The sequence below is a fragment of the Saccharopolyspora erythraea NRRL 2338 genome (assembly GCF_000062885.1).
GTDB classification, from domain to species: domain Bacteria; phylum Actinomycetota; class Actinomycetes; order Mycobacteriales; family Pseudonocardiaceae; genus Saccharopolyspora_D; species Saccharopolyspora_D erythraea.
In genome coordinates this window covers 7,274,469-7,290,826 of the sequence record NC_009142.1, presented here as the reverse complement: position 1 = coordinate 7,290,826, position 16,358 = coordinate 7,274,469, and the positions used below count along the sequence as shown (strand labels likewise).

The 16,358-nt window shown below is 74.4% G+C and carries 17 protein-coding genes; 12 read left to right on the top strand and 5 right to left on the bottom strand.

From position 1 onward, the window contains the following. Positions 1–96: 96 nt before the first annotated feature. Together SACE_RS31265 and SACE_RS31260 are read left to right on the top strand one after the other, a co-directional pair. A complete protein-coding gene (locus tag SACE_RS31265) occupies positions 97–1,050 on the top strand; it encodes a hydroxymethylglutaryl-CoA lyase (RefSeq protein WP_009950977.1) in 954 nt (317 codons plus the stop codon). A 37-nt stretch (positions 1,051–1,087) separates the two neighbouring features. Next, positions 1,088–1,738 (top strand): adenosylcobinamide amidohydrolase, encoded by a 651-nt coding sequence (locus tag SACE_RS31260; protein WP_009950979.1) that lies wholly within the window; start codon positions 1,088–1,090, stop codon positions 1,736–1,738. Positions 1,739–1,741: 3 nt separating this feature from the next. Here the strand turns inward: SACE_RS31260 and SACE_RS31255 are convergent, their stop codons facing one another. After that, positions 1,742–2,191 (bottom strand): MaoC family dehydratase, encoded by a 450-nt coding sequence (locus SACE_RS31255; protein WP_009950980.1) that lies wholly within the window; start codon positions 2,189–2,191, stop codon positions 1,742–1,744. A 202-nt stretch (positions 2,192–2,393) separates the two neighbouring features. On the opposite strand from SACE_RS31255, the gene SACE_RS31250 reads away from it, so the two are divergent. The 4 genes from SACE_RS31250 to SACE_RS31230 are packed head-to-tail and all read left to right on the top strand — an operon-like array spanning position 2,394 to position 5,848. Next, a complete protein-coding gene (locus SACE_RS31250) occupies positions 2,394–2,822 on the top strand; it encodes a YbaB/EbfC family nucleoid-associated protein (RefSeq protein ID WP_009950981.1) in 429 nt (142 codons plus the stop codon). Beyond that, the gene (locus tag SACE_RS31245) at positions 2,819–3,139 is read left to right on the top strand and encodes a WXG100 family type VII secretion target (RefSeq protein WP_011875059.1); all 321 of its coding nucleotides are present in this window, start codon (positions 2,819–2,821) and stop codon (positions 3,137–3,139) included. The genes SACE_RS31250 and SACE_RS31245 overlap by 4 nt, the downstream gene beginning before the upstream one ends. Before the next feature lie 7 nt (positions 3,140–3,146). Beyond that, complete coding sequence (locus SACE_RS39870; protein WP_011875058.1) at positions 3,147–5,549, top strand: TNT domain-containing protein; 2,403 nt, start codon at positions 3,147–3,149, stop codon at positions 5,547–5,549. Beyond that, a complete protein-coding gene (locus tag SACE_RS31230; protein ID WP_009948685.1) occupies positions 5,546–5,848 on the top strand; it encodes a hypothetical protein in 303 nt (100 codons plus the stop codon). The genes SACE_RS39870 and SACE_RS31230 overlap by 4 nt, the downstream gene beginning before the upstream one ends. Here SACE_RS31230 and hisN read toward each other — a convergent pair. After that, positions 5,839–6,621, bottom strand: coding sequence for a histidinol-phosphatase (gene hisN, locus SACE_RS31225; RefSeq protein ID WP_009948686.1), 783 nt, complete (start codon positions 6,619–6,621; stop codon positions 5,839–5,841). The two genes, SACE_RS31230 and hisN, sit on opposite strands and share 10 nt — an antisense overlap. Before the next feature lie 512 nt (positions 6,622–7,133). Here hisN and SACE_RS31220 point away from each other — a divergent pair. Further along, a complete protein-coding gene (locus SACE_RS31220) occupies positions 7,134–7,808 on the top strand; it encodes a response regulator transcription factor (RefSeq protein WP_029621864.1) in 675 nt (224 codons plus the stop codon). A gap of 2 nt (positions 7,809–7,810) precedes the next feature. Next, positions 7,811–9,085, top strand: coding sequence for an ATP-binding protein (locus SACE_RS31215; RefSeq protein ID WP_011875056.1), 1,275 nt, complete (start codon positions 7,811–7,813; stop codon positions 9,083–9,085). A 45-nt stretch (positions 9,086–9,130) separates the two neighbouring features. On the opposite strand, the gene SACE_RS31210 is transcribed toward SACE_RS31215, so the two are convergent. Further along, positions 9,131–9,661 carry a GtrA family protein gene (locus SACE_RS31210; protein ID WP_009948691.1) on the bottom strand — a complete coding sequence of 177 codons (531 nt, stop codon included), beginning with the start codon at positions 9,659–9,661 and terminating at the stop codon, positions 9,131–9,133. Positions 9,662–9,718: 57 nt separating this feature from the next. Then, entirely contained in the window at positions 9,719–12,010 is a 2,292-nt protein-coding gene (locus tag SACE_RS31205) for a sigma-70 family RNA polymerase sigma factor (protein ID WP_011875055.1), read from the bottom strand. Positions 12,011–12,234: 224 nt separating this feature from the next. On the opposite strand from SACE_RS31205, the gene SACE_RS31200 reads away from it, so the two are divergent. From SACE_RS31200 to SACE_RS31185, 4 genes are all read left to right on the top strand, one after another. After that, positions 12,235–13,053 carry a hypothetical protein gene (locus SACE_RS31200; protein ID WP_231849857.1) on the top strand — a complete coding sequence of 273 codons (819 nt, stop codon included), beginning with the start codon at positions 12,235–12,237 and terminating at the stop codon, positions 13,051–13,053. A 148-nt stretch (positions 13,054–13,201) separates the two neighbouring features. Continuing rightward, positions 13,202–14,386, top strand: coding sequence for a 5-(carboxyamino)imidazole ribonucleotide synthase (locus SACE_RS31195; RefSeq protein WP_009948695.1), 1,185 nt, complete (start codon positions 13,202–13,204; stop codon positions 14,384–14,386). A gap of 52 nt (positions 14,387–14,438) precedes the next feature. Then, a complete protein-coding gene (gene purE, locus SACE_RS31190) occupies positions 14,439–14,951 on the top strand; it encodes a 5-(carboxyamino)imidazole ribonucleotide mutase (RefSeq protein ID WP_009948696.1) in 513 nt (170 codons plus the stop codon). Between the two features lie 213 nt (positions 14,952–15,164). Further along, positions 15,165–15,620, top strand: a complete 456-nt coding sequence (locus SACE_RS31185) for a DoxX family protein (protein ID WP_009948698.1) — start codon at positions 15,165–15,167, stop codon at positions 15,618–15,620. Here SACE_RS31185 and SACE_RS31180 read toward each other — a convergent pair. Next, on the bottom strand, positions 15,602–16,342 hold the full coding sequence (locus SACE_RS31180; RefSeq protein WP_009948699.1) for a TIGR03089 family protein: 741 nt from the start codon (positions 16,340–16,342) through the stop codon (positions 15,602–15,604). The two genes, SACE_RS31185 and SACE_RS31180, sit on opposite strands and share 19 nt — an antisense overlap. Positions 16,343–16,358 lie beyond the last annotated feature (16 nt).

The window sequence follows — 16,358 nt, the reverse complement described above, 5'->3', positions numbered from 1 at the left end:
TGTCCCGGCCGGCCCGGCGCCGAGCAGGGAATCATCGGACAGGCCCGCGGACCCGCGGCACATGCGGGCGTGCGGCCGGACCTTGGAGGAGCGCTGATGGGAACGCGAGAGCTGGGGTTGCCGATGGCGGTGACCTCGCCGGAGCCGGAGGGGCTGCCGGCCTCGGTGACCATCTGGGAGGTCGGCCCCCGCGACGGCCTGCAGAACGAGTCCGGCGTGGTCCCGGCCGAGGTCAAGATCGAGTTCCTGCACCGGCTGGCCGACGCCGGGCTGCCGGTGGTGGAGACCACCAGCTTCGTGCGGCCGGAATGGGTCCCGCAGCTCGCCGACGCGGGAGTGGTGCTCGACGGCCTGCGGCGCCGGGACGGCGTGCGCTACCCGGTGCTGGTGCCGAACGCGCGGGGGCTCGACCGCGCGCTGGACGCGGGTGTGAGCGACATCGCGGTCTTCGCCTCGGCGACCGAGACCTTCACGCGCCGCAACCTCAACCGCGGCCTGGACGAGCAGTTCGCGATGTTCGACCCGGTGGTGCGGCGCGCGGGGGGCGAGGGGCTGCGGGTGCGCGGCTACATCTCGATGGCCTTCGGTGACCCGTGGGAGGGCCCGGTCGACGTCGACCAGGTCGTCTCCGTCGGCAAGCGGCTGCTGGACATGGGCTGCGACCAGCTCTCCATCGGCGACACCATCGGGGTTGCCACCCCGGGGCACGTCGAGACGCTGCTGCGCACCTTCACCGGCGCGGGCGTCGGCGTCGAGCGGCTGGCGGTGCACTTCCACGACACCTACGGCCAGGCGCTGGCCAACACCTACGCCGCCCTGCGCGTCGGGGTGTCCACTGTGGATGCTTCGGCGGGCGGTCTCGGCGGCTGCCCGTACGCCAAGTCGGCCACCGGCAACCTCGCCACCGAGGACCTGGTGTGGATGCTCGAGGGCCTCGGCATCGAGCACGGCGTCGACCTCGAGGCGCTGGTGGAGACCAGCGTCTGGATGGCCGGGCACCTCGGCAGGCCCAGCCCGTCGCGGGTCGTCAAGGCCCTGGCGGGGCAGTGATCAGGCCCGCGGTCCGGCAGTCCGCCGGGGACCTTTCGTGATCGGCGTCGAGCACCGCCTGCACGCCGTCGAGTCGCGTCCCGTCCTGGTGTGGCGCTGCGACCGCCCGTGGCTGGCGATCTCCTCCGCCGTGCTGGGCGGAGGCATCGGTGAGCGGGAGTGGGTCCTCAACGCCACGGTCGGCACCAACTACGACCACCCCGACCCGGGCGCGCACGTGCGCGAGATGTCCGCCGGGCTGGGGCTGCGGGGTCCCGGCACCGGCATGCTCACGGCGGTCGACGTCCGCCACGAGGTCACCTCGGCCGACTCCGGCGTCCGCGCGAGCGTGACGACCGGAGTCAGCCATCCCGTCTGGGCCGCCGCCGACGCCGAGCGCATCGCCGCCGAGTCGGCGGCGTGGAGCCCGGGCACGATCAACGCGGTCTGCTGGTCGCCGGTGCGGCTCAGCGAGGCGGCGCTGGTCAACGCGGTCGCCACGGTCGCCGAGGCCAAGGCGCAGGCCCTGCTGGAAGCCGGCGTCGCGGGCACCGGCACGGTCACCGACGCGACGGTCGTGCTCTGCCCGGTCGACGGCGAGGCCGAGGAGTACGGCGGTCCGAGGTCGCGCGTCGGTTCCGCGCTGGCGCGGGCCGTGCACGCGGGCGTCGCGGCGGGACTGCGGGTGGAGAACCCCCGGCTGCGGTGAGCCTCAGCCCTCTCCGCGGGTGCCGAACAGGCCGACGAAGGAGAACCGCAGGACCCGGTCGGACCCGCGGTCGGCGGTGCCGGTGATCTCGACCAGCCCCAGGTTCGGCCTGCTCTGCGAGAGGCGCTTCCCGGTCACCTCCAGCTGGAAGTGCAGCACGTCACCCGGGTAGACCGGCGCCAGCCACGCCAGCTCGTTGCCGCCTGGCGAACCCTGCGAGGTCGAACCGGCCAGCACGTGGTCGACGTAGGCGCGCATCCACAGCGAGGCGGTGTACCAGCCCGACGCGCACAGTCCGCCGAGCACGGAGTTGCGGCCGGCCTCCTCGTCGAGGTGGAAAGGCTGCGGGTCGAACCGGCCGGCGAAGGCGACCATCTCGTCCCGGTCGATCTCGGTCTTGCCCAGGTCGATCACCTGGCCGGGCGTCAGGTCCTCGTAAGCGATGCCGGTCATGCCCCGATCCTCGCAGCCCGCCGGTCCGCGGCGCTGCGGCGCCCCTCACAGCGGGACGGGCGGGCATGGAACCATTCGGCCGTGGCGCGCGTCCAAAACGTGAGCCGCGCTCGTGCGTCGATCGCCTCCGGGCACCCAGCGCCCGTCCGGGTGCCCGGCGCCTGCCGACCGAGTACCAGCCTGCGAGGAAAGGGGACCGGCCGTGCCCACCGATCACCGCGCCGAGGTGGCGGAACTGCTCGCGGACTACCGCAGGAGCCGCGAACGCCTCGAGGCGACCCGCCAGGAACTGGCGGCGCTCACCGAGACCGCCCGCAGCGAGGACGGCAGCGTCGAGGTCACCGTCGGACCGCAGGGCGTGCTGCGTGACCTGCACCTGTCCGACGACGTCCACGAGCGCTACCACCCCGCCAGGTTGTCGGCCCTGATCGTGCGGCTGACCACGGAGGCGGCGGGCGAAGTCGTGCGCCGGGCGGCCGACGCGCTCGCGCCGATCGTGCCGGAGGGCACCGATCCAGCCGTCCTGCTCGGGCCGCACCAGCCCGCCGCGGACGAGCCGGTCGACGCCGTTGACGAGGAGCCGGTCGACGACGAATGGCGGCCCGCGCACGCGGAGCGGAACCGGTCATGAGCGGATTCCGGGGCGACCTGGGCAGATTGGGCGAGCGCGCGGGCGAGTTCGGTGAACACGCCGCGGAAGCGCAGCGGATCGCCGACGGCCTGCGGCACGCTGTGGAGTCGGCGGGCGAGTGCTGGGGCCGCGACGAGGTCGGCGCGAGCTTCGCCGCGACCCACCGCGAACGGGCCGACCGGGCGGTGGAGGAGGCGGGCGGGCTCGCGGGCGCGCTGCGCGACCTGGGGTCGGAGTTCGCCGGCGTCGCCGCGGACTACCGCCGCATCGACCGCGATCAGGCCGAAGAGCTCGGCCGGATCACCGGACAGGGGTGAGCAGAGGATGGGGATCGAGCTTCCCGCCGAACTCCGGGACGCCGCCGCCAGGGCCGGGGCGCGCTGGCCGGAGGGCGACGAGGACGCGATGCGCGAGTCCGCCACCGCGTGGCGCGAGGCCGCGCGGTCGCTCGACGCGCTCGCCCGGGACGCCGACGCGTCCGCGCAGGGCGTGCTGGCGGCGTTCGAGGGCGACGCCGCTCAGGCCGCGCGGCGGGAGTGGGACCGCTTCGTGACCGAGGACGGCGAGCTGCCGCGCACGGCGGCCGAGTGCGTCGCCGCCGCGGACCGCCTCGACCACGCCGCCGAGCAGATCGGCGCGGCCAAGGTCCGGATGGTGCGCGAGCTGGTGGCGCTGGCCAAGAGCACCGACGCCGCCGAGCAGGCCACGGCGGCCGGGCACCCGCAGGCTCTGGGCGAGCTCGACGCGGCGGTCCGGCGCGCGGCGGCGGGACTGGCGCAGGTGCACGACACCCTGACCCGCGCGGTGGACATCGACAGCGGCGTGACGGTGGATTCCGGGGGCGCGCTCGACTTGACGTCGGGCGCCTTGTCCACAGTGGAGTCCACGGTCGGTGCCGGGGGCAGCGCGCTGAGCGGTGCGTCCGCAGCCGCCCAGGACGTGCTGACCCCGATCGCGCGGACGGCGGGGTCAGTGCCGGGCGCTGTGGGAGAACTGGCCTCGGCGTCCGTCGTGGACGGGGCCGGCGGCCTCGCGGGGGACGCGTCTGCGGAACTCGGCCGGACGACCGCGCAGGTCGGCGACGCCGTCGCGGGGTCGGCGGCGAGCGCGGGCGGTGCGGCCGAGGCCGGAGCGGAGGGCGTCGCGCAGGCCGGAGCGGAAGCCGTGGGCCAATCCGCCGGCGCGGCAGGTCAGGCCGCCGACGGGCTGGGTCAGGCTGCCGATGGGGTTGGTCAGGCGGCCGATGGGCAGGGGCAGGGGGCCGGCCGTTGGCAGGCCGACGCCGAGCACACCGGCCCGGTCCACATCAGCGCCGGTTCCTGGGCCTCCGGCCTCGCCGACGCGGGCACCGGCCCGGTCCCCGTCGCCGGGGCCCAGCCCGGCTGGGCCGCCACCGGCGAGGACCCGGCCTCCACCACCGCCCCGCACTCCGTGCACCAGGCGTGGGCGTCGCCGCCCTCCGCGCCGTCCGGCGCGGCGGCTCCGCCGCCCCCGCCGGCTCCCGGCGCGCCGGCGCCGCAGGGCTTCGCCCCGCCCGCGGGCGGGCACTTCGTGCCGCCGCCGGGCGGTGCCGCGCCCGCCGCTCCCGGCGCGCCGGGAGCGCAGCCGTCGCGACCTCCGGTCGCTCCGCCGCCGCGCCCGCCGAGCTACGCGCCGCCGCAGCAACAGCCACCGCAGCAACAGCAGCAACAGCAGCAGCCGCCGTCCAAGCCCGCGAACCCGGCAAGCCCGGCCGTGCCGGTCCACCAGGGACAGAGCGGTCCGCCCGTGCGCCAGGGGAACCCGGGGCCCGGGCAGTATCGGGGTGGTCCCGGTTTCCAGGGGCAGCCCGGGCCGCAGGGCCCACCGGCCGGCTACCAGGGTCACGGTCACAACCCGCACTCCGGCCGCCACGGCCAGCAGCCGCAGCACCCGCGGATGGGGCCCGGCGGTGGGCAGTTCCAGCCACCGCCCGGTGCGCATCCGGAACCGCCGCCGCGGGTTCCCCGGCGCAACGAACGTGATCCCGAGGTCCTCGCGTTCGTGCTGCACCAGTTCCCGATCGGCCACATGCCGGTGGCGGCCAGCCGGGCGAGCACCCAGGTGTGCCGGGAGGAGGCCGACGCCGCCGGGCGGTTCCCACCTCAGGACCACCCGCAGGCGGATCTGGTCGACGACACCGACGCGCTCGCGCGGCTCCGCGCTCGCGACGCGCGCGGTGGTGGCGATCTCGAGCGGGCGGACCCGGCACCGGTGCCGGAGGAGCTGGTCGCGACGCACGATCCGCTCGGCGAGCTCAGCGAGATCGAGTGGGAGCGCCGGTACGTCACGAAGCAGGGCGACCACGTGTGGCCGCCGGCCGACGCCCATCCGGAAGGCGGGGTGGAGGCGGGCGAACCCGTCGTCCTGCCCCCGGACGAGGTGGTCGATCGCGTCGGCGACGGCGAAGGGCGGGTGCTCTCCGCGGTGGCGGCCGCGTTCTCGCAGCGCTCGCAGCCGCCCGCGTACCTCGAACGCGCCTACCGGCGCTACCGAGTGCTGCGGGAACTGCCGGTGTGGCAGAGCGTCGCCGCGCCGTGGTTCTGCCAGCCGGGCGGCGGTGTCCGCTACCGCACGACCTACCCGGTCGACGATCTGGTGGCGCTGGGGTATCTGGTGGAGCTGACCGAGGAACTCGAGACGGCGGAGGCGCAGACCCTGCGCATCGACCGGGCGCAGGCGGCAGCAGAGGAGGACGTCAGGCTGTGAACAGCGAATCCGTGCTCGGCTGGCTGGAGTCGATGGGCGTGCCGCCCGCGTTGGTCTCGGTCGGAGCCGAGGCCGACGACCGGTGGTGCCTGGTCCGCGAGGACGTCGACGGCGTCGCCGGCTGGGAGGTTTTCTGGCGCGAGCACGGCAACCGCTACGACTGGGCCAGGTTCAGCAGCGAACAGGTCGCGTGCTTCTACCTGTTCGGCAGGCTGACCTGGACGCAGGCGCTGCGCGGGGTCGTGGGACCGCTCGACTCCGCGGGCACCCCGGCAGGCGGGACGCAGGCTCAGGGCTGACCGAGCAGCCCGAGCGCGGTGCCGTGCAGGTGGCCGTTGGAGGACAGCGCGGTGCCGCCGTCGTAGCGGGGCTGACCGGTGAGGTCGGAGAACCGGCCACCGGCCTCCTCGACGATCACCTTCGCCGCCGCGACGTCCCACGGGTTGACGATCGGTTCCGCGGCGAGGTCGATCGCGCCCTCCGCGACCAGGCAGTGCTGCCAGAAGTCGCCGAAGGCCCGGTTCTCCCAGCAGGCGTCGACCAGGCGCAGGTAGGACTCCCTGGAGTGGTACTCCACCCAGGTGCCCAGGTGCGTGGTCGAGACGTAGGCGTCGGAGATCTCCTGGACACCGGACACCGAGATGCGCTTCGCGGCACCGCCTCCGGTGCTGCTCCAGGCGCCCTCGCCAGCCGCGGCCCACCAGCGCTTGCCAAGGGCCGGTGCGCTGATCACGCCGACGGTCGGGGAGCCGCCGTCGACCAGCGCGATCAGGGTCGCCCACGCCGGCACGCCGCGCAGGAAGTTCTTGGTGCCGTCGATGGGATCCAGGACCCACGCGCGGCCCTCGCCCGCGGTGCCGCCGCGCTCCTCCCCGGCGACCACGTCGTCCGGACGGCGTTCGGTCAGCACCTCGCGCACCGCGTCCTCCACCGCGAGGTCGGCGTCGGTGACCGGGGTCCGGTCCGGCTTGCGGTCCACCGACAGGTCCCTGGCCAGGAACCGGCGGGTGGTGATCCCGTCGGCGACGTCGGCCAGGTGCAGGGCGAGTTCGAGGTCCGTCACGTCCCGCACCCTATTCGCCCGGCCGAGACCCACCACCGCCCGGTTCGCGCGCCACGGCCCGCGGCGCGGCCGGTTCCCGCGCCGCCTGCCCACTACGGCCGGTTCCCGCGCCGACGCCTGACTCCGCAGTCCGCCTGCCGTCGCCCGGCCCGCGCCGTCGCTCTACCGCCCGGCCGCTTCCATTACCCGGCTCACATCCGCCGACCGTCCCGCTTCCGTCGCTCGGCCGCCTCTACCGCCTGGCCGCGCCCACCGCTCGGCCCGCCTGCCGTCGCCCGGCCGGGTACTCTCGCTCCGCCGGCTCGCGCGCCCGTCGCACCGCACCGCCGGCCACCGCAGCCGGCCTGCCTCGCAGCGGCCGGTTTCCGGCGGTGGCGCGACTTCCGGGTTCACCTCGGCCGAGCCGCTCTCACCGGCCCTGATCGACGGGACTCGTGGGTGACGATCCTGCCACGGACGGCCACTTCCGACGTTTCGCCCGTATGCCGCCCGTGATCTTCGGCGCCCTCTACGCTGGAGGCGTGAGTGTTGTGCTGCTGGCGGAAGACGACCCGGCCATCGCTGTGCCGTTGTCGAGGGCACTGCAACGCGAGGGCTACTCGGTCGAGGTGATCGGGGACGGGCCGGCTGCCCTGCGGGCGGCGTCCTCCGGCGGGGTCGACCTGCTGGTGCTGGACCTCGGGCTGCCGGAGATGGACGGGCTGGAAGTCTGCCGCCGGTTGCGCGCCCAGGGTCGGGGCCTACCGGTGCTGATGCTCACCGCCCGCACCGACGAGGTCGACTTCGTCGTCGGGCTCGACGCGGGCGCCGACGACTACGTCGCCAAGCCGTTCCGGCTCGCCGAGCTGATGGCGCGCATCCGCGCGCTGCTGCGGCGCGGGTCGCCCGAGACGCTGGAGGCCTCCGGCGTCCGCCTGGAGCTGACCGCGCGCCGGGTGCTGGTCGACGACCACGAGATCCAGCTCGCGAACAAGGAGTTCGAGCTGCTGCGGGTGCTGATGCAGCACGCGGGCCAGGTCGTCACCCGCGAGGAGATCCTCGAGGAGGTCTGGCCCGAACCCAGCCGGAAGGGCAGCAAGACGCTCGACATGCACATCTCGTGGCTGCGCCGAAAGCTCGGCGACAGCAACGGCCGGTTCGACGACCAGCGCATCGCGACGGTCCGGGGCGTCGGCTTCCGCTTCAACGCCGACTGACCATGCGCACCCGGATCCTGCTGTCGATCCTCCTCGCGGTCGCGGTCACCGCGGCGGTCCTGGGGCTGCCGCTGGGCTTCAGCGCGCTGAAGCTGGTGGAGGACTTCACCAGCGGCGACCTGACCACCCGCGCGCAGCAGATCGCGACGCTGCTGGACGAGCAGATCGCTTCGCGCCGGCCGATCGACCTGAACGCGGCGCGGCTGGCCGTGCCCGGTGGTGCCCGGCTGGTGGTGCGCACCCAGCACCAGGACTACACCTACGGCCCAGATCCGGGGGAGAACCCGCTGGTCGAGATGGTGCCGACGGTCCAGAGCGGGACCGTCACGATCGCCGCGCCCAGCGCTCCGGTCCGGGCGCAGCAGTTGCAGGTCGCCGGTCTGGTGCTGCTGCTCGTGGTGCTGTCGGCGGGGACCGGGATGATCGTGGCCACGGTCACCGCCAGGCGGCTGGCCGATCCGCTGCGCCACGTCGCTGCGCGGGCGGCGCGGCTCGGCGCGGGCGACTTCCGGCCCGACCCCAAGCGCCACCAGGTGCCGGAGCTGGACCGGGTCGCCGACGCGCTCGACGCCTCCGGCGCGGCGCTGTCGCACCTGGTGCAGCGGGAACGCGAGCTGGTCGGCGACGTCTCGCACCAGTTGCGCAGCAGGCTCACCGCGCTGCACCTGCGGCTGGAGGCGCTGACCCAGACCGAGGACGCCGACGTCGCCGAGGAGGCGTCGGCCGCGCTGGAGCAGGCGGAGCGGCTGTCGGCGGTGCTCGACGACCTGCTCGCGGCGGCCACGGCGGCCCGCGCCAGGGACGCCGAGCCGCTCGACGTGTCGGCGCAGCTCTCCGACGTGGCCGCGGAGTGGCGGGACCCGCTCAAGGCGGAGGGCCGGACGCTGCGGCTGCGGCTGCCCGAAGGGCTGCTGGCTCGCGCGACCCCGGCGCGGCTGCGGGAGGCCATCGGTGTGCTGCTGGACAACGCGCTGCGCCACGGCGAGGGCACGGTCACGCTCACCGCGCGGCAGGGCGGCGGCATGGTCGTGGTGGAGGTCGGCGACGGCGGTCCCGGGGTGCCCGACCAGCTCGTGCCGTTCGTCTTCGACCGCGGCTTCTCGGCGGGCGGCTCGACCGGAGTCGGTCTCGCGCTCGCGCGCGCTCTGGTCGAGGCCGACGGCGGGCGGTTGGAGCTGAGCAAGGCCCGGCCGGCGATGTTCGAGGTGTTCCTGCCGCTGGCGCGCGCCGACGACGTGCTCGGCGTGCCGTGGAAGATCGAGTCCACCCCGCGGTGAGCCCGCCAGACGCCCCTTCCGGTGACTCGGGGTGGGGAGGCCGGGTCAGCGCCGGCTGAGGCTCAGCGGACGTTCCTCCTGCGGGGCGGCCTGCTTCTGGTCGGGGAAGACCCACTTGCGGAACGCCCACCAGCGGAACGCCATGCCGACCAGCAGGCCGACGATCTGCCCGGCGGTGAAGTCCGCGATCTCCTCCACGAAGCGGGTCGTGAACGGCGTCTGCAGGTGCAGCACGTACCGGGAGATCCACAGCGGTGCCGCGTAGAGGGCGACGCCGATGCCGCTGACGGCGAAGTACAGCGTCGCCTCGTGGTGGCGTTCCCGTCCGCCGCGCGTCCGGAACGACCACTCCCGGTTGAGCACGTAAGACACGATCGTGGCCACCAGCACGGCGACGACCTTCGCGGTCACCGGCTTGGGGTCCAGGACGGTCAGCTTCAGCAGGTAGAACACGGCCGTGTCGATGAAGAAGGTGACGCCGCCGACCAACCCGAATTTCAGCAGCTCACGGTGCCGGATGGCGATCCGGCGGTACGGCTGCGGGATGCGCGCGAGCACCGACTCGACAACGGACACGTCCCCGAGTCTACGGATTTGCTCCGACCAGGTGACTCCTGCGCCGAAACGTCCGGTTCACCCGAACGGCCACCCCCTGCCGGGCGAGCCGGCGTCCTGCGGCGTAACCGAGATCGGAAGCGGCAGCGGTGGCGGGCACCCGGCGTCGGGTGAGCGCAGCGGCCACGGCGCCGGGCACACGGGGTCCTGAGGGCCGTCGGCCGGTGACGGCTCCGGCGCCTCGCTCGTCGAGCTCGGCTCCTCCGCACCGGTCGGGACCGGCGGCGTGGGAATCGGCACCGCGCCGCTGGTCGGCTCCGTCTCGGGCGTCCCGCTGGGCGGCACCGTCGGCTCCGAACCGGGCAGCGGCGGGATGCCCGGTTCCGGCTCCGGCTCCGGCGAGCCGTGCCAGGGGAACCACAGCCGCACGTCGGTGGTGTCGCGGTCGGTCGCGGTGCCGAGCGTGGCGGTCACCGGGACGGTGATCTCGCGGTAAGCGAACCCGGTGTGGTGATCGAACTCGTGCGGCCAGGACAGCAGCGGCTCGGCGGTGAGCCACACCACGCCGTCGAACTCCTCGCCCGGCTCCAACTCCGCCGCGCACCGGATGCGCCGCTCGTCGTCGGGGCGGACCTGGCACTCCAGCGGCAGCCCGGTCGCCGACACGCCCTCTGGCAGCTCAGCGACGGCTTCCGCGCGCCCGCTGCCGCCACCGGTGTTGCGGACGTCGATCTCGATGCGGCTGCCCAGCCACGGCGCCTCCCAGGCCGCCACCTCGACGTCGACACCGTCGGTGGGCCGCACCGGCCGGACCTCCACCGCCACCGCAGGCAGCCGCAGCTCGACGCTCCGACCCGCGCTGACCCGGGCGGTGATGTCGCCGCTGGTGGCCGTCGGGTCGGCGCGCACCATGAAGTTGAGCACCATGGTCTCGCCGGGTGCGAGCCCCCGGTCGGTCGTGCAGGCGATGCCACCGGCGAGCCCCCCGCAGCGCAGCGGCGGTCCTTGCGCGTCCGGTGCGGCGGCCTCCAGCGCGCTCTGCGGGGTCGTCGACGCCGGTCCGGGCGCGGCCGGTGGCACCGGGGTCGCGGGTCTCGAGGTCGCGGCGCCCGGCACGGTCGCCGACACCCCGGGCGGCAGCGACAGCGCGGTCGACACCGGCTCGGACGGCCCCGACCCGGTGTTGCGGATGGTGATCGGCAGCGCAACCGCTTCGCCACCCGCGACGAGCCGGATGGGCGCGGCCGGTCCGGTAGCGCTGAGGTTCGCCACGGCGGGTGGTGGCGCGGGCGGCGGCTGCGGCGTTTGCGGCTTCGGCGCCGGAGGCTTCGGCCTGGGCGGCTGCGGTGGTCGTGGCGGCTGCTGCGCGGGTGCGGGCACCGGGGGCGGGTCGGCCGCGAGCGGCCGCGGGACCTCCGTGACCGTGGTCAGCCCGAGGGCGACGGCCGCCACGAGCGCGGCGCCGGACGCCGTCGTCGTGACGGCCTGCCTCGGCGCGGTGCCGGCCGCACCGGCGGCGCCCGAGGTGGCCGCGGCCGCCGTCCCGGCTCCGGCACCGCCGGAGACCGCCAGGTACCCGGCGGCTCCCGCGCCGAGCACGAGCGGGCCGATGATCGAGTGCAGCGCGCCGTTGACCTCGGCCAGCTCGCCGGCCAGCGCCCGGCATCGGTCGCAGCCGTCCAGGTGGTTCTCGACCTGCGCGGTCTCCCGCTTCGACAGGCCCTGCCGGGTCCACGCGCCGAGCCGGTCCATCGTCGCCCGGCAGTGCTCCACGCCGGGCGCGGACTCCAGTTGCCCGAGGTGGACCTGCAGGTACGCCTGCCGCAGTCCCTCCCGGGCGCGGTAGGCCAGGGCGGAGACGCCGTTGGCCGTCAGACCCAGCAGGGGCGCCACCTCCGACGGCGACTGCCCTTCGATCTCGACGTGCCAGAGCACGGTCTGCCAGCGCTCCGGCAGCCGGGAGAACGCCTGGGCGGCCAGCGTGCGCTCGAGCCCGTCGACCGCGGTGTCGGTGAACGGGACCCCGACATCGGCGCCGGAGACCTCGGTGACGTCGGGCGCCAGGTGCAGCTTCTTGTCCCGGCGGGTGCGGTCGTAGGCGGTGTTGCGCACCGCCGTGAGCAGGTAGGCGCGGAACGCCGTCGTCGGCCCGCGCCCCGCGCGCAGGGTGTCGAGGACCTTCGCGAACGCCTCCGACACCAGGTCGTCGGTCTCCGCCGCGGATCGGGCGACCTGGCGGGCCATGTTGTACGCGGCGGTCACGTGCCGCTGGTAGAGCTCGCCGTACGCGTCGGTCGAACCGTGCCGCACGGCCTCGATCAGTTCCGCGTCGCTGGGCCCCTGCATTCCTGCCGACGGAGCTGTCGACACACCGCACCTTCCCACCCGGGCAGGCGCCCGACCCCTGTCGGGCCGCCGCTGCCGGGCTGCTGTTCCCCTTCGAAGACGTCAACGATGAGTCATGTCGGCCGCGTGAACGGCGGCCTGAACCCGAAGATCAGTGTGATGTACCTCAATTCGGGAACGCCAACCCCTACACCGTCATGGGCGAACCGCTGCTGCGTCCCGATCGCAGGGAGTGAGAAGGAGGGGTCTTGAGCAGCGAAGAATGGACTCGGAGGTGCGACGGGGAACTCGTTGCGGGCAAGTGTCGCGCGTTGCGCGCCCGCTGGCGCACGGCGAGCCTGGCGGCGGGCTGGCCGTTCCCGAGCGACTGGGCCTCCGACGCCGTCGATCGGGTCTGCGAGGCGGTGGTCCGCGGCGCGGACCCGCTGGAGCGGCTGGGCGAGCTGGGCGCGGCCAGGGCCGAGGCCGGCGTCGGGCTCGCCGGGACCCTGCAGGACCTGGCGGCGCTGCACGCGGCGATGACCGGAGACCACGACGGCCTGGTGTCCGCCGACCCGGACGCGGTGCCCGCGCACCTGGTCCGAGCCACTGCGCTGGGCTGGGCCGACGTGGTCGCCCGGCTGGCCGTGGGCCGCGAGGTGCAGGACCCGCTGACCGGCCTGACCACGCTGTCCTACCTGCGGACCAGGCTGCACGAGCTCTACCGGCTGGCCGACGCGTCCGGCCGCACCCCGGACGCGGACCACGCGCTGGTCGAGGTGTCGCTCGACGTCCGGGGCGAGGACCGCGGCTATCCGGCGATGATGGCCATGGTGCTGGCCGCCGACGTCCTGCGCTCGGTCTTCGACGCGGGCGAGACGGTGTCGCTGGCGCGGTCGTCGACCGCTCTGGTGCTGGCGCCGCGCGGCCGGCCCACCGCCGACAGGTGCGCACGCCTGGGACGCCTCATCGAGCGCCGCATCGCCGACGACCCCGCGCTGCTGATGAACGGCCCCGTCCGCGTCCGGGAGATGGCTCTGCCACCGGCTCACGAGCAGGCGTGCGCGCTGATCACCTCGATGGCGTGACCGTGGCGGAACCGGAGCCGTTCCCGCCGCCCGGCCGGGGCCCGCCACTCCGGTCCGGGCAGCCCCAGCGGTGCGGTCGTGTCCCACCGGTGCGGGACAGGCCAACCCCTGCACAGGCCGGTCGGCGCACCGCTTTAGGCTTTTCGGCGTGGACCATCGCACCGGAACCCCCGTCGTCGGCATGATCGGTGGTGGCCAGCTCGCACGCATGACCCACCAGGCGGCGATCCCCCTGGGGCAGTCGCTGCGGGTGCTGGCGACCTCGCCGGACGATCCGGCCGCGCTCGTCGCGCCGGACGTGCGGATCGGCCACCACACGGACCTCGACGCGCTGAAGGACTTCGCGCAGGGCTGCGACGTCGTCACCTTCGACCACGAGCACGTGCCCGGCGAGCACCTGCGGGCGCTGGCCGCCGCCGGCGTCGCGGTGCATCCCGGGCCCGACGCGCTGCTGCACGCCCAGGACAAGCTGGTGATGCGTCACAAGCTAGACGAGCTCGGTCTGCCGGTGCCGCCCTACGCCGAGGTGACCAAGCCCGCCGACGTCCTGGAGTTCGGTGCCGAGCACGGCTGGCCCTGCGTGCTCAAGGCCGCGCGCGGCGGCTACGACGGCCGTGGCGTGTGGGTCCTCAACACCCCCGAAGGCGCCAAGCGCACCACGACCGAGCTGCTCGACGCCGGCTCGCCGCTGCTGGTCGAGCAGCGCGTGCCGCTGCGCCGCGAGCTGGCCGCGCTGGTCGCGCGCTCGCCGTTCGGGCAGGGCGCGGTGTGGCCGCTGGTGGAGACGGTGCAGTCGGACGGGATCTGCGTGCAGGTGCTCGCGCCCGCGCCCGGCGCCTCCGAGGCGCTGACCCAGCAGGCGCAGGACATCGCGCTGAAGGTGGCCGAGTCGCTCGGCGTCGTCGGGGTGCTCGCGGTGGAGCTGTTCGAGACCGACGGCGGCCTGGTGGTCAACGAGCTGGCGATGCGCCCGCACAACTCCGGGCACTGGACCATCGAGGGTTCGCGGACATCGCAGTTCGAGCAGCACGTACGCGCGGTGCTCGACTACCCGCTCGGCAGCACGGAGATCACCGCGCCGGCCGTGGTCATGGCCAACGTCCTCGGCGCGCCGACCGAGCCGAAGATGGGCGTCGACGAGCGGCTGCACCACCTGTTCGCCCGCTTCCCGCAGGCCAAGGTCCACCTCTACGGCAAGGCCGAGCGCCCGGGCCGCAAGGTCGGGCACGTCACGCTGCTCGGCGACCGGATGGACGAGGTGCGCGAGCAGGCGCGGCTGGCGGCGCACTTCCTGTCGGCGGCGGAGTGGCCGGACGGCCACCGGATCCACTGACGGCCCGCGCTGACGGGTTCGGCTACAGAAGCGACGCGGGAGAGGTGTGCACGTGAATCCACTGGTCGGCGTGATCATGGGCAGCGACTCGGACTGGCCGGTCATGCAGGCGGCCGGGCAGGCGCTGTCGGAGTTCGACGTGCCCTACGAGGTCGGCGTGTACTCGGCGCACCGCACCCCGCAGCGGATGCTCGACTACGCCAGGGATGCCGCCGACCGCGGCGTGCGGGTGATCATCGCCGGTGCCGGCGGTGCGGCGCACCTGCCGGGCATGGTCGCCTCGGCGACGGTGCTGCCGGTGATCGGGGTGCCGGTGCCGCTGAAGCACCTGGACGGCATGGACTCGCTGCTGTCGATCGTGCAGATGCCCGCCGGGGTGCCGGTCGCGACGGTGTCGGTCGGCGGTGCGCGCAACGCGGGCCTGCTCGCGGTGCGGATGCTCTCGGCCGATTCCGGTGAGCTCGGCTCCCGGCTGCGTTCGGCGATGGCCGCGTTCCAGTCCGATCTGGAGAACCTGGTGCTGGACAAGCACTCCGCGTTGCAGGAGAAGGCCGCGGGCGCCTGACGCCGCACGAGTTCCGAGAGGGTCCCTCTGCCGAGCAGGCGGAGGGGCCCTCTCGCGCGTCGTGGGTCGAATTCCAGGTCAGGGCGGTGAGTCCCGGCGAGTTCCCGAAATCTTCCGTGCTGCGCTGGGAAATTCCCGACTTCCCAGCGAAGGCGCAGGGGGTGGATGTGATCTCGTCCGCGACCCGGGGAATTATTTGAAGCTTCACGTATATTGGCGCTGAGCTTCCGCTACCCCGAAAGGCTGATCATGGAGCAACGCGCACGTGACCTCACGGTCCTGCTGGCACGCCTGGTCGTGGGCGCGACCTTCCTCGCGCACGCCTACCAGAAGTTCGTCATCAACGGCATCGACGACGTGGCCACCGGGTTCGGCAAGATGGGGCTCCCGGCGCCGGCCGTCGCGGCCTGGTTCACCGCGCTCGTCGAGGTCTGCGGCGGGCTCGCGCTGATCCTGGGCGTCCTGCTGCCGGTCGCGGGCGTGCTGCTCGCGGCGGTCATGATCGGCGCGCTGGCCACCGCGCACCTGTCGTCGGGCTTCTTCGCCACCGACGGCGGTTTCGAGTACGTACTCGTGCTGGCCGCCGTCAGCCTGGCGCTGGGCTTCAGCGGTCCGCGCTACACGCTGACCGGGCTCCTGCGCGGCAACCGTCAGGTCGCCGAGGGCTGACCCGCCGGGCCGGTGCCGAGTTCGACGGTGATCCGCTCGTCGGACCGGCGCCGGTCCAGCTTCGCGGGGTCGAGGTTCGCGCACTGCACCAGAGCCGCCCGCGCCGCCAGCACGGTCAGCAGACCGTCCACCACACCGCCGCGCAGATCCCAGTCCACGGTGGACAGCACGCGGTCGTCGCCGCCGATGCCGAGCTCGCCCGCCCGCCGCTGCGCCGACTCGACGACATCGTCCGCGGTCGCCTCCAGCAGGGCGGGCGAGTCGCCGGGAACCGGTGTCAGGGCGAGGAAGTCGTCGCCATGGACCCGGATGTCGGACACGTAGTCCACGACACCCGAGGGCAGCCCGCGCACCGGCGCGCCGAGCGCGTCCAGGCCGGCCGCGGCGACCACGGCCGCGCCTTCACCGCGGTCCAGATCCGACGCGGGCACGAACGCCACCTCCGCGCCGCGCGGGTCGTCGGTCACGTGCGCGCCGCACCACCACGAGCCCAGCAGCACGCCGACGGTCTGCCAGTGCGCGGGCAGCGCGACCGAGACCCGGGTGCCCGGTTCGACGTCGAGCTCGTCGACCAGCCAGTTGGCCGTCTTCGCCGCCCAGTTCGCCACCGTCAGGCGCGACAGCTCGATGCGCGCGCCCGTGGCGTCGTCGTAGTAGGTGACCAGCGGCTTCGGGCCGCCGGTCGCCAGCAGTGGACCGAGCAGGCGCTGCGTGACGCTCATGCGGTGAGCGTAACGG